Source organism: Micromonospora sp. NPDC004336 (genome assembly GCF_053602615.1).
Map to the genome: position 1 here is coordinate 1 of NZ_JBSGDY010000180.1, position 11,383 is coordinate 11,383.

Here is an 11,383-nt window from a genome sequence, read left to right on the forward strand (position 1 = left end):
GTGTCAGGCCGTGCCGGCGGGCTGCCCGGTGGGGCCGGGGCGCGCGGCCAGGCCGTCGCCCAGCGGCCGGCCGAGCAGGCCGGTGACGCCGGTCATGTCGAGGATCGTCGCCAGGAAGCGGGGCACCCCGCGCAGCCGGAGGGCGGTGCCGGCCTGCTGACCCTCGCGCCAGGCGTGCACGATCACGCCGAGCCCGGTGCTGTCGATGAAGAGCAGGTCGCCGAAGTCCAGCACGAGGGCGGGTGGGGCGTCCGCGATCGCCCGGTCGATCTCGGCGCGCAGGGGCGCGGCGGTCGTGTAGGCGAGGTCGCCGCCGACCCGGATGAGCGGAGCCTCCGGGTCTGACCGGTCGACGGTCATGCTCAGCGGAGTCGTCTCGGGTTGACTCCCATGGGACAGCACGATCACGCCTTTCCGCAGTTCTGCCGGTCGGGCCGGGCCGAGGGGATCGTAACAACCGGCGCGCGCCGCCGCCGGGCACGCGCCGCCCGCTGCGCCGACGCCGTCAGGTGGCGTCGGGGGCGCACCGGCGTAGGGTGGGTGGAAGGACGTGACCACGGGCGCCGTTTCCGGCGCGGCACGGGTGTCGAGAAGGAGTGGGGCTCAACTGGTGACTGCTGCCGACGTGCGGGACTGGGATCCCGGCGACGGGCGGATCTCCACGCCGAGCGCACGGGCCCCGGCGCGGTCCGGCCACGCACCCGCGTCGACGCCTCCGCTGCCCGCGCTCTCCCCCGACCGCGAGCGGACGACCCCGGACTGGTCCGAGGTCGTCGAGCACTTCCGCGAGGGCCTCGTCGTGTGCGACGCCCAGGGCGTCGTGCGGCACGTCAGCCCCGTGGCGGAGCGGCTGCTGCCCGAGGTCACCGTCGGCGAGCTGCTCGCGGCGGCGGGCATTCCCGGCCTCGCGGTCGCCGGCGACTTCACCCACCACGACCGCCGCCTGCGCGCCCGGCAGGTCTCGCTGTCGGCGGCCCGCTGCTGCTGGTACGTGGAGGACGTCACCGACAGCGTCACGCGCGCCGACGCGCTGCTCGCCGAGCGGGCCCGCTCGGCGTTCCTGGCCGTGGTCGGCGAGAAGCTCGGCAACCCGCTGCACCCCGACCGGGCCGCCGCGGCGGTGGTCCGGCTCGCCGTGCCGACCCTGGCCGAGGTGGCGGTGCTGGTGCTGGCGCCCCGCTCCGGGCGGGCGCGCTGGTGGCGGGCCACCCGCGCCGACGACGACGGGCCCGCCGTCGACAGCGGCGTCCTGCCCGCCGTCGACCTGCCCGAGGCGATCGCCCAGGGGCTCGACGGCGGGGAGCCGCACACCCTCGACTGGCTGGTCGAGCAGGCGGTGGCGGCCGGGTGGCTGCCCGGCCTGGCCGCCGCCGAGGCGTGCGCCCGGGTGGTGCCGCTGCCGGGCCGGGACGCGCCGGCCGGTGTGCTGCTGGTCGCCCGGCGCGCCACCCGGTGGTACGACGAGGCCGACACCTCCCTGGTGCGGGCCTTCGCGGCGCGGGCCGGCGCCGCGCTGACCACGGCCCTGCTCTACCGCGACCAGGCGGAGGTGGCCGACACCCTCCAGGCGAGCCTGGTGCCGGTGGAGCCGGCCGAGGCCGTCGGGGTGCAGTGGGGCACCGCCTACCGGCCGGCCCAGGCCGGTCTGCGCATCGGCGGCGACTTCTACGGCTCGCACCGGCTGGCCGACGGCGGGTCGGTCTTCTTCCTCGGCGACGTCTCCGGCAAGGGCGTCGAGGCGGCGGTCTTCACCGGCCAGCTCCGCCAGTGCCTGCAGGCGCTGCACCGCGTCGAGTCGCAGCCCGGGCGGCTGCTGAAGCTGCTCAACGACGCGCTGCTGGAGACCACTCAGGCGCAGGGCCAGGGCCGGTTCGCCACCATCGTGCTGGGCGTGGTGCGGCCGCAGCGGGAGGGCGGCCTCATCCTGACCATGGCCGGTGGCGGCCACCTGCCGCCGCTGGTGCTGCGCGACTCCGGCGAGGTGGAGACCGTGCCGCTGTCCGGCATGCTGGTCGGCGTGGTTCCCGACCCGCGTATCGGTGAGGTGACGGTGCGGCTGGAGCCCGGCGAGACGTGCCTGCTCTACAGCGACGGGGTCACCGAGGCGCGCGGCGGTCGCCGCGGCACCGAGCAGTTCGGCCCCGACCGGCTGGTACACGCGGTCGCCGGCTGCCAGCGGATGCCCGCCCCCGCCCTCGCCGAGCGCGTCGAGCAGGTCACCTGCGACTGGCTCGCCCACGGCGACCACGACGACATCGCCGTGCTCGCGCTGCGCGCGACGGGCCCGGGCGGGCGTACGCCCCGGCACCTGCACGCCGTGCCCAGCCCCACCGAGAACGTCGACGCCAGGGAGGCCCCGTGACCGCACCGACCACCGAGGCCACCCCGGCCGGCGCCTGGGCCGGTTACCTGCACTGCCTCCAGGAGGCGGACGAATACTCCGCCATCGAGGTCGCCACCGGGCTGCTCACCGCCGGCGTGCCGGCCGAGCGCGTCCTGCTCGACCTGGTCGCCCCGGCGCAGGCCGAGGTGGGGGAGCGGTGGGCGCGCAACGAGTGGAGCGTGGCCCAGGAGCACGCGGCGACGCACATCAGCGAGCGGGTGGTCGCGGCGGTCGCCGCGTACGCGAACCCGCGCCCGCACCGGGGGCGGGTCGTGGTGGCGTGCATGGACGGCGAGTGGCACGCCCTGCCGCCCCGGCTGGTCGCCGAGGTGCTGCGGCTGCGGGGCTGGCACGTCACGTTCCTCGGCGCGAGCGTCCCCGCCGCGCACCTGGTGTCGTACCTGCACCGGCACGACGCGGACGCGGTCGCCCTGGCCTGCGCGCTTCCGATGCGGCTGCCGCACGCGCACCGCATGATCGAGGCGTGCCGGCGCTCGGACGTGCCCGTGGTGGTCGGTGGCCGCGGCTTCGGCGCGGACGGGCGCTGGGCGCGTCGGCTCGGTGTGGCCTGGGCGCCCGACGCGCCGTCCGCCGCCGACCTGGTCGCCGACGAGCGCGCGCTGCGCCGGCCCCCGCCGGCGGAGCTGTCCCACCTGGCCGACGACGAGTACGCGAGCCTGGCGAAGCGGCGCGGCGAGCTGATCGACGGGGCGCTGGCGGACCTGCGGGAACGCGTCCCGGCGACGCGCGACTACACGCCCGCGCAGCTCGACTCCACCGTCAGCGACCTCGGATACATCGTGGACTTCCTGGGCGCCGCGCTCTATGTCGACGACGGCTCGCTGTTCACCGAGTTCGTCGACTGGATGGTGGAGATTCTCACCAGCCGCGGGGTGCCGGCCGCCGCGCTGGGGCTGACTCTGGAACACTACGGGCGGGTCCTGCGCGACTTTCCGCGCGCGGCCCGGTTCCTGGCAGCGGCCGGCTCGTCGGTCGCCGCGCGTGGCGGCGCCGCCTCGCGGTGAGCGCCGGTGCGGTGGCGGCCCACGCCCCTGCTTATACTTGCTCCACTGCAAGCATCCGCCTGCGGTGGAGCGAAGGGGACCACGGTGACGTTCACCGTCACGTACGCCGATCGCCACGGCGGGGGGACGCGCCTGCGGCTGGCGGGCGAGCTCGACCTGAGCAGCGCCCCCGAGCTCAACGCCGTGATCGACCGGCTGGTCGACGGGGGCGAGCGGCGTCTGCTGGTCGACCTGACCGAGCTCGCCTTCTGTGACTCCACCGGGATCGCCGCCTTCGTCCGGGGCGACAACCGCGTCGCCGCCGACGGCGGCTGGCTGCGGGTCACCGGCGCCAGCGGCCGGGTCGACCGGGTGCTCCAGGTCACCGGGCTGGCCGACGTGCTGAGGTATGAACCCGACATAGCCGACCCGACGGCGCAGGCCGCCGGGTGATGGGCTAGATTTCCCCGCCAGCATCGAGGGCCCCGCGGCCCTTCGTTCCAGCGACACGAAGCAGGTAGTGATGCGCGCAGAGAGCCCGAGTCCGGTTCGCATCCTGGTGGTGGACGACGACCCGGGTGACGTGCTGATGATCGAGGAAGCCCTCGCGGACTCCGACGTCGACAAGGTCATCGACGTGGTCAGCGACGGCCAGGAGGCGATGGAGTTCCTGCGTCGCGAGGGCCGGCACACCGAGGCCCGCCGCCCCGACGTCATCCTGCTCGACCTCAACATGCCGCGCATGGACGGGCGGCAGGTGCTCGGGGCGGTCAAGGGCGACGAGGACCTGCGCACGATCCCGATCGTCGTGCTGACCACCTCCAACGCCGACACCGACATCGTGGGCAGCTACACGCTCCAGGCCAACGCGTACGTCACCAAGCCGATCGACCTGGACGACTTCAACGACGTGGTGCGCCGCATCGACGAGTTCTTCGGTCGGGTGGTCGTGCTGCCGAAGCGCACCTGACCCGCCGCCCGCCGCCCCGCGTGGGCGCCCCGCGCCCGCATGCTGAACATTTTTCCCGAACCACCCCGGCGGTCGCCGCCCGCGCCGGAGGATCCAGGTGGGGAAGAAATACCAGCTGCCTGGGGGGCGACAGTATGAGGTTCTCCGTCGTTGAGACCGGCTACGACCAGCGGCAGGTCGACTCCTGCCTGGACCAGCTCGGCATCCGGCTGACCCGGCTCGCGGCCAGGGCGGAGGGCGCCGCCGGGGCCGGGCGGGAGTGGGACGAGATCCGCGACGAGGCGACGGCGCTGTGCGGCCTGCTCCAGCGGCTCGACCTCGGCGACCGCGCGGTGGGCCCGCGCGCGGTCCCGCACGCCGAGCGCGAGGCCGCCGACATCCTGGCCCAGGCGCGCTTCGAGCTCGACGCCGCCCGGGAGGAGGCCCGGCAGCTGCGCGAGCAGGTCTACGCCGAGGCGGTGCAGGCCCGGCGGGACTTCGAGGCGGCGCTGTACGCCCGACGGCGGCGCGAGGCCCGGGCGGACCAGATCCTCAGCGGCCTGACCGTCGAGCCGGTGCCGGCGGACACCCCGACCGCCGCGGCCGGGGTGCCGGCGACCCGGATCGCCGCCGGAGGTGGCGCCGAGGCGTCGACCGAGCCGCCGGGCGGCCGGGCCGGGATCCGCTGACGTCGACCGCGCGGCGCACGTCGCCGGGGCACCCCGGCGACGGCCGTGCGGCGCGACAGCCTGCGCGGCCGGCTCAGGTCAGCGCGGCGACGACCGTCGTGGCCCGTTCCTCGTGCCGCGCGTACGCGTCGGGGAAGGCCGAGACCTGCACGGCCTGGGCCGCGGCGGCCACGCTCATCTCCTGCCAGCCGGGGACCTCGCGCAGCGCCTCGTAGAAGGCGCGGGCGGCGTACGAGGGGCGCATCAGCTCGCGTACGGTGCCCCAGCCGCTGCTCGGGCGCTGCTGGAACAGGCCGACCGAGTCGTGGTCGGAGCCGCTGCCCTGGTGCGGGTAGCTCCGGGACTCCGGGAGCACGTCGCTGGCGAGGTTGTAGAGGTTGCTCTCCTGCATGGCGGTGGCCACGGCGACCACCATCGCGCGGCGGGGCATCTTCAGCTCGACGCCCACGTCGACGATGGTCTTCGCGTTGTCCATCTGCGCCTGGGTCAGCCCGGCGACCGGGCGGGGGCGGGCCGGCTTGGCCGGCTTGCGCGGCGCCTTGCGGGTGGCCGAGGGGGTCGGCTTCGGCGTCGGGCTGGGGCTGGCCACGGGGGAGGCGGCCCGGTCCAGGGACCGGGAGGCGCGCTCGTCCGTGCCGGCCCGTTCGGCCACCGCCTCCGCCACGGGCTCCCGTGGCGCGTCGGTGTCGCCCCGCGTGCCGGCGAACGCGGCCGCGCCGAGGCAGCAGGTCACCCCGGTGGCCAGGGCGACCCGCACGGGGGTCGAGGCGAGCAGTGCCCGCCCGGAGCGGCGCGCCCGGTCGGGGGCGCGGTGCCGGCCGATCGTCCGTTCGGTCGAGGCGGGGTCGGTCGCACCGGTGGCCGGCCGATCCTGGGTCAGCTTCTGGTCGGAGGGGTCGTCGGGGTGCACCCGCCGAGGCTAGAAAGAGGAGCGCGGCTTGCCATCGGCGTGGTTGGTGGCATGCGCCACAATTTGCGCCGATCCGCGCCCCCATTACGCCCGCCAGACCACCAACCGCGCGTAGCTCTCCTGTCGGTTGTTTCCCTCATGTCCGATAAACAGCACCGAAACGGGCGAAGAGTCGATCTTGGGATGAGGGCCTCGCTCGACGGTCGCCCTCCACCGGACGGCCGACGCGCCCCCCGTCCGACCGGCCGACCCCGGGGGTCGACCGACAGGGCCGGCCCGGACCCCACCAGATGGTCGCCGGGCGGCCGGCCGTCGGCGGCGCGTCAGTGCCGGCCGTTCTCCGCGGGGGTCACGGTGAGCCGGTGCCGGCTCGCGTCGCCGCTGGAGAACGGCCACAGCCGGTCCGCGTGCTCGACCAGCTCGGCCAGTTGCTGGCGGGTGAGCCCGGCCGACGAGATCGAGGCGTGCACGTCGGCCCGGTACCGGCCGTCGTCGTCGCGGCCGAGCTTGGCCTCGGCGCGTACCTGCACGGTGTGCGCCTCGTCGGTGATCTCACCGGCCGCCTCCACCGCCGCGTGGTGCAGGCAGGACGCGAAGGCGGCGGCGAGCAGCTGCTCCGGCGTCAGGCCCGAGCAGTGCGGTGCCAACGGGGACGCCAGGGCCGTGGAGAGCCCCCCGTCGTCGGTGCGTACGTGGCCGCCCTCGGCGGTCGCGGTGGCCGTCTCGTTCAGCCAGGAGCTCGATTCCGGCATCGCGTTCCTCCCGTTCACTCACCCGCCCGGCTACCCGACCCCCGGTCGGTGAAACCGCAGGTGACGGCCGGACCCGTGGGGTGCCGACGGTGGGCCGCAGGGCCGGAGACGACCCCGGACCGACTCAGCCGGCGCGGGTGGACCAGTCCGGCAGGGGGGCCGCCTCGGTGGCCTCGGTCGCCGCCCGCAGGGTCCACGGCGACACCGGGCCGACCCGCTGCCGGGGCGCCAGCGGCTGCCCCATCGGCACGTACACCCGGGCGTCCACCGCCTCCGCCAGCAGCAGCGCCGCCACGAGACTGGTCGGCCGCCGCGCCGGGTCGTCGGCCAGGCAGCGCGCGCAGAGCTCGGCCACCTCGGGCGGCAACCCGTCGATCTCCGGCAACGGTCGCGGGGCCTCCCGCCGCCGGGCGCCGAGGAGCTGGGTCGTCGTGCCCGCCTCGTACGGCAGCCGGCCGCTCAGGCAGTAGTAGAGCAGCACGCCGAGGGCGTACATGTCGGCGGCGGGGGTGGCGGGCGCCCGCTCCAGTTGCTCCGGCGCGAGGTAGGCCGGCGTGCCCACCACGATCCCCTCCGGCGAGCGGTCCGGCGTGCCCGACGGGGTGGCGATGCCGAAGTCAAGCACCTTGACGCCGGCCGGGGTCAGGATGACGTTCGCCGGCTTCACGTCGCGGTGCACGATGCCGTGCGCGTGGGCGGCGGCCAGGGCGGCGCTCACCTCGGCGCAGACCCGGACGGCGATCCGCCAGTCCAGCGGCCCGGCCCGCAGGTGCGCCGCGAGCGTCTCGCCCTCGGCCAGCTCCATCACGATGTAGGGCACGTTCCCGCCGGGCAGCGTCGAGCAGGTGCCGAAGTCGTGCACGCTGGCCACGTTCGGGTGCACCAGCCGGGCGGCGGAGCGCGCCTCCGCGCGGATCCGCTCGACGGAGGTGTCCTGCCCCTCCTGGCCGGGGGACATCACCTTCACCGCGACCGGCCGGTCCAGCACCGCGTCGTGGGCCCGCCAGACCTCCGACATGCCGCCGATGCCGATGCGCTGTTCGAGCCGGTACCGCCCGTCCAGCGTCCTCATCGACCGCTCCTCGTCTGCCGTCACCGCCCGTCCCCGGGCGCCCGTCGTGTCGCTTCCGGTGCCCGTACCCGGCCTCCGATCAGGGCAAACCGGGGCCGGATCCGGGCGGCGCCCACGCCGGCTGCGGTAGCTTGCGAGCCGGGGCCGGTGTCGGTCGCCCGGGAGGGGGCGCGCGGATGGGTGAGGTGACCGTACGCTTCGTCGGCGGCCCGGCACACGACCTCGTCCGGGCGCTGCCCGCCGAGCCCGACGGCGCCCCGCCGGCGCGCTGGGTCCTGCGCCATCCCGACGGGGCGGCCGGTCCGGGCGGGCCCGACCACCTCTACGAGCGGGAGCACCCCGCCGGCGGCGACACGTGGACGATGCGCTTCGTGCACACCTACCCGGTGGGCATGACCGAGTGAGCGCCGACCGGCCCGCACCGTCCGCCCGACCGGGCGACGGCGGCCGGCGCCGACCGGGGCCGGTCGGCTGACCGGCGGCGACGGCGGTCAGCGGCGACGGCGGTCGGCGGCGGACGCGGAGACCGGCCGACCGGCGGCGCGGGCGCGCACAGCCGACGCACAGGTGGCCCACAAGCCGGCCACAGCCGGGCGTCCCACCATGGGGGCCATGATGACCGAGGGGCAGGCCGCAGCGGGCCGCGTCGAGCTGCGCCGGCCGGACGGCGAGCCGGTCCGGGTGCTGGTGGTCGACGACGAGCCGAACCTGGCCGACCTGCTGTCGATGGCGCTGCGCTACGAGGGCTGGCAGGTGCGTACGGCGGGCGACGGCACGTCGGCGCTGAGCGCGGCGCGGCAGTTCCAGCCGGACGCGGTGGTGCTCGACGTGATGCTGCCGGACCTGGACGGCTTCCAGGTGCTGCGCCGGCTGCGCGAGCAGACCCCGACGGTGCCGGTGCTCTTCCTGACCGCCCGGGACGCGGTCGAGGAGCGGATCGCCGGGCTGACGGTCGGCGGCGACGACTACGTCACCAAGCCGTTCAGCCTGGAGGAGGTGATCGCGCGGCTGCGGGCGCTGCTGCGCCGCTCCGGCTTCGCCGTCGCCGCCCGCCCGGACGCCGTGCTCACCGTCGGCGACCTCAGCCTCGACGAGGACAGCCACGAGGTGCGCCGGGCCGGCGAGTCGATCACGCTCACCGCCACCGAGTTCGAGCTGCTGCGCTACCTCATGCGCAACCCGCGCCGGGTGCTGAGCAAGGCGCAGATCCTGGACCGGGTCTGGAACTACGACTTCGGCGGCCAGGCCAACGTGGTCGAGCTCTACATCTCGTACCTGCGGAAGAAGATCGACGCCGGGCGGCGGCCGATGATCCACACGCTGCGCGGCGCGGGGTATGTGCTCAGACCGGCGGAGTGAGCGGGCCGCCGGCCGGGCACGTCGCCGGCTGGCCGGCCTGTCCCTGCGCGCCCGGCTGGTGGTCATCCTGGTGGGCCTGCTGGCCCTGGTCAGCGTCGCCATCGGCGGGATCACCACGGTCGCGCTGCGGCAGTTCCTCGTCGACCGGGTCGACGAGCAGCTCGTGCCGATGCGCGCCGCTCCGGGCCGCGGCGCGCCGTCCCCGGTCGAGCCGCCGGGCGCGGCGCCCGGCGCGCGGATCCCGCGCGGCCTGCCCCCCGGCACCCTCACCGCCGAGGTGGTCGACGGCCGGGTCGTGCGGGCGTGGACGCTGGCCGACCGGCAGGAGCAGGCCGTCGGCGTCGACGAGGTGGCGAGCCTGGCCGACCTGCCCACCGACGGCCGGCCCCGCACCCGGGAGGTGGGGGAGCGCGGCGACTACCGGGTGGTGGCGCGGCAGTGGCCGGACGGCACGGTGCGAATCCTCGGGTTGCCGCTGTCGGGGGTGCGGGAGACCGTCTGGTGGATGGTGGCCGCGCAGGCCGGCGTGGCCACCGTCGGGCTGCTGGTCGCCGGCGGGGCCGGCGCGCTGATCGTGCGGGCCACCCTGCGCCCGCTGCGCCGGGTCGCCGCGACCGCCGGCCGGGTCAGCGAGCTGCCGCTGGACCGGGGCGAGGTGGCGCTGCCGGTGCGGGTCCCGGCCGCCGACACCGACCCGCGTACGGAGGTCGGGCAGGTGGGCGCGGCGCTGAACCGGATGCTCGGGCACGTCGCCGCCGCCCTCGCCGCCCGGCAGGCCAGCGAGACGCGGGTACGCCAGTTCGTCGCCGACGCCAGCCACGAGCTGCGCACCCCGCTGGCCGCCATCCGCGGGTACGCCGAGCTGGCCCGGCGCGGCCGGGAGGGGGTGCCGCCCGACGTGGCCCACGCGCTGCGCCGCGTCGAGTCCGAGAGCGCCCGGATGACCAGCCTCGTCGACGACCTGTTGCTGCTGGCCCGGCTGGACTCGGGCCGTCCGCTCGCGGCCGAGCCGGTGGACCTCTCCGCGCTGGTGGTCGACGCGGTCAGCGACGCCCGCGTCGCCGGGCCGGAGCAGCACTGGCTGCTGGACCTGCCCGACGTCCTGATCCGGGCCACCGGCGACCCGGCGCGGCTGCACCAGGTGCTGGCGAACCTGCTGGCCAACGCCCGGGTGCACACCCCGCCCGGGACCACCGTCACCACCACCCTGCGGTTGGCCGGGGACGCCGCCGTGCTCAGCGTCGCCGACGACGGCCCCGGCGTGCCGCCGGAACTGCGGGGCGAGGTGTTCGAGCGTTTCTCCCGGGGCGACAGCTCCCGGTCCCGGGCGCACGGCAGCACCGGCCTGGGCCTGGCGATCGTGGCCGCCGTCGTGGAGGCGCACCACGGCACGGTCGGGCTGGACAGCCGGCCGGGTCGGACCGTGTTCACCGTCCGGCTGCCGCACGCCGCCGCCGAGCCGTAGGGCCGGCTCAGTCGGCCAGCAGCTCGGCGAGGACCTCCGCGATCCGCTCCGCGTGGCGCCCGTCGGGGTCCTCGTCGGCGTTGAGGTCGGTGACGCTCATCCCGAGCAGCCGGCCCGAGCGCACCAGCGGTCGGGCCAGCGCCGTCACGTCGGCCCAGTCCAGGCCGCCCGGCTCGGGGTAGCTGACCGCCGGCAGGACGACCGGGTCGAGTACGTCGAGGTCGAGGTGCAGCCAGGTCGGCGTCGTGCCGACGGCCAGGGCCCGGCCCGTCGCCGCCGCGTCGGGCCCGCGCAGCCGGTCGGCCGGGACCCGGTGCACGGCCGGGTCGATCCGGACGGCCTCCATCCCGTCCCCGGCGTCCCGGTCGACGGCCCGGTGGCCCAGCACGTACACCTGGTCGGGGTCCACCAGCGGCCCCTCCCGGTCCAGGACGCCCGCCGGCCCGTGGTCGGTGACGATGGACAGGCCCATGTCCGCCGCCTCGCCGGTGGGCGAGGTGCGCCCGTCCTCGAAGTCCAGGTGGGCGTCGAGGAACCAGAGGTCGAAGCCGGCGGGCAGCCCCTGCAGGATGCCCGGCAGGATCGCGCAGTCGCCGCCGAGGACCAGCGGGTGCCGCCCCGTGCCGAGCAGCTCCGTGATCCGGGCGGCGATCGCCCGGCTCGCCCGGCGTAGCTGGTCGACGCCGATCACGCCCGTCTCCGGGTCGCGGGCCGGGTCGGCGACCAGGGCGTCGACGGCGCCGGCGTCGGCCGCGCCCAGCCGGCGCGCCAGGCCGGCGGCCCGCAGCGCGGCGGGCGCC

At 76.4% G+C, this 11,383-nt stretch carries 13 protein-coding genes; 8 read left to right on the plus strand and 5 right to left on the minus strand.

What is annotated here, in order from left to right; all coding sequences use genetic code 11:
• Positions 1–3: 3 nt before the first annotated feature.
• Entirely contained in the window at positions 4–402 is a 399-nt protein-coding gene (locus ACWENR_RS26275) for an STAS domain-containing protein (protein WP_452279633.1), read from the minus strand.
• 208 nt (positions 403–610) lie between these two features.
• On the opposite strand from ACWENR_RS26275, the gene ACWENR_RS26280 reads away from it, so the two are divergent.
• The 5 genes from ACWENR_RS26280 (at position 611) to ACWENR_RS26300 (ending at position 5,025) form a co-directional block, all read left to right on the plus strand.
• A complete protein-coding gene (locus ACWENR_RS26280) occupies positions 611–2,362 on the plus strand; it encodes a PP2C family protein-serine/threonine phosphatase (RefSeq protein WP_452279634.1) in 1,752 nt (583 codons plus the stop codon).
• Positions 2,359–3,408, plus strand: coding sequence for a cobalamin B12-binding domain-containing protein (locus tag ACWENR_RS26285; RefSeq protein WP_452279635.1), 1,050 nt, complete (start codon positions 2,359–2,361; stop codon positions 3,406–3,408). The genes ACWENR_RS26280 and ACWENR_RS26285 overlap by 4 nt, the downstream gene beginning before the upstream one ends.
• A gap of 84 nt (positions 3,409–3,492) precedes the next feature.
• Positions 3,493–3,840, plus strand: coding sequence for an STAS domain-containing protein (locus ACWENR_RS26290; protein WP_452279636.1), 348 nt, complete (start codon positions 3,493–3,495; stop codon positions 3,838–3,840).
• A 70-nt stretch (positions 3,841–3,910) separates the two neighbouring features.
• Positions 3,911–4,357, plus strand: a complete 447-nt coding sequence (locus ACWENR_RS26295) for a response regulator (RefSeq protein ID WP_452279637.1) — start codon at positions 3,911–3,913, stop codon at positions 4,355–4,357.
• A 134-nt stretch (positions 4,358–4,491) separates the two neighbouring features.
• Complete coding sequence (locus ACWENR_RS26300) at positions 4,492–5,025, plus strand: ATPase (RefSeq protein ID WP_452279638.1); 534 nt, start codon at positions 4,492–4,494, stop codon at positions 5,023–5,025.
• A gap of 73 nt (positions 5,026–5,098) precedes the next feature.
• On the opposite strand, the gene ACWENR_RS26305 is transcribed toward ACWENR_RS26300, so the two are convergent.
• The 3 genes from ACWENR_RS26305 to ACWENR_RS26315 all read right to left on the minus strand — a co-directional run bounded on the left by ACWENR_RS26305 (position 5,099) and on the right by ACWENR_RS26315 (position 7,759).
• Positions 5,099–5,935 (minus strand): hypothetical protein, encoded by an 837-nt coding sequence (locus ACWENR_RS26305; protein WP_452279639.1) that lies wholly within the window; start codon positions 5,933–5,935, stop codon positions 5,099–5,101.
• Positions 5,936–6,258: 323 nt separating this feature from the next.
• A complete protein-coding gene (locus tag ACWENR_RS26310; RefSeq protein WP_091106530.1) occupies positions 6,259–6,687 on the minus strand; it encodes an OsmC family protein in 429 nt (142 codons plus the stop codon).
• 124 nt (positions 6,688–6,811) lie between these two features.
• Positions 6,812–7,759 carry a serine/threonine-protein kinase gene (locus ACWENR_RS26315; protein ID WP_452279640.1) on the minus strand — a complete coding sequence of 316 codons (948 nt, stop codon included), beginning with the start codon at positions 7,757–7,759 and terminating at the stop codon, positions 6,812–6,814.
• A gap of 176 nt (positions 7,760–7,935) precedes the next feature.
• Between ACWENR_RS26315 and ACWENR_RS26320 the strand changes: the two genes are divergently transcribed.
• The 3 genes from ACWENR_RS26320 to ACWENR_RS26330 all read left to right on the plus strand — a co-directional run bounded on the left by ACWENR_RS26320 (position 7,936) and on the right by ACWENR_RS26330 (position 10,583).
• Positions 7,936–8,163, plus strand: a complete 228-nt coding sequence (locus ACWENR_RS26320; RefSeq protein WP_452279641.1) for a hypothetical protein — start codon at positions 7,936–7,938, stop codon at positions 8,161–8,163.
• A gap of 199 nt (positions 8,164–8,362) precedes the next feature.
• Positions 8,363–9,118, plus strand: coding sequence for a response regulator transcription factor (locus ACWENR_RS26325; protein WP_452279642.1), 756 nt, complete (start codon positions 8,363–8,365; stop codon positions 9,116–9,118).
• Positions 9,119–9,146: 28 nt separating this feature from the next.
• Positions 9,147–10,583 carry a HAMP domain-containing sensor histidine kinase gene (locus ACWENR_RS26330; protein ID WP_452279644.1) on the plus strand — a complete coding sequence of 479 codons (1,437 nt, stop codon included), beginning with the start codon at positions 9,147–9,149 and terminating at the stop codon, positions 10,581–10,583.
• Between the two features lie 7 nt (positions 10,584–10,590).
• On the opposite strand, the gene ACWENR_RS26335 is transcribed toward ACWENR_RS26330, so the two are convergent.
• Positions 10,591–11,383, minus strand: a 793-nt coding sequence (locus ACWENR_RS26335; RefSeq protein WP_452279643.1) for an arginase family protein, incomplete at its 5' end; no start/stop codon positions are given.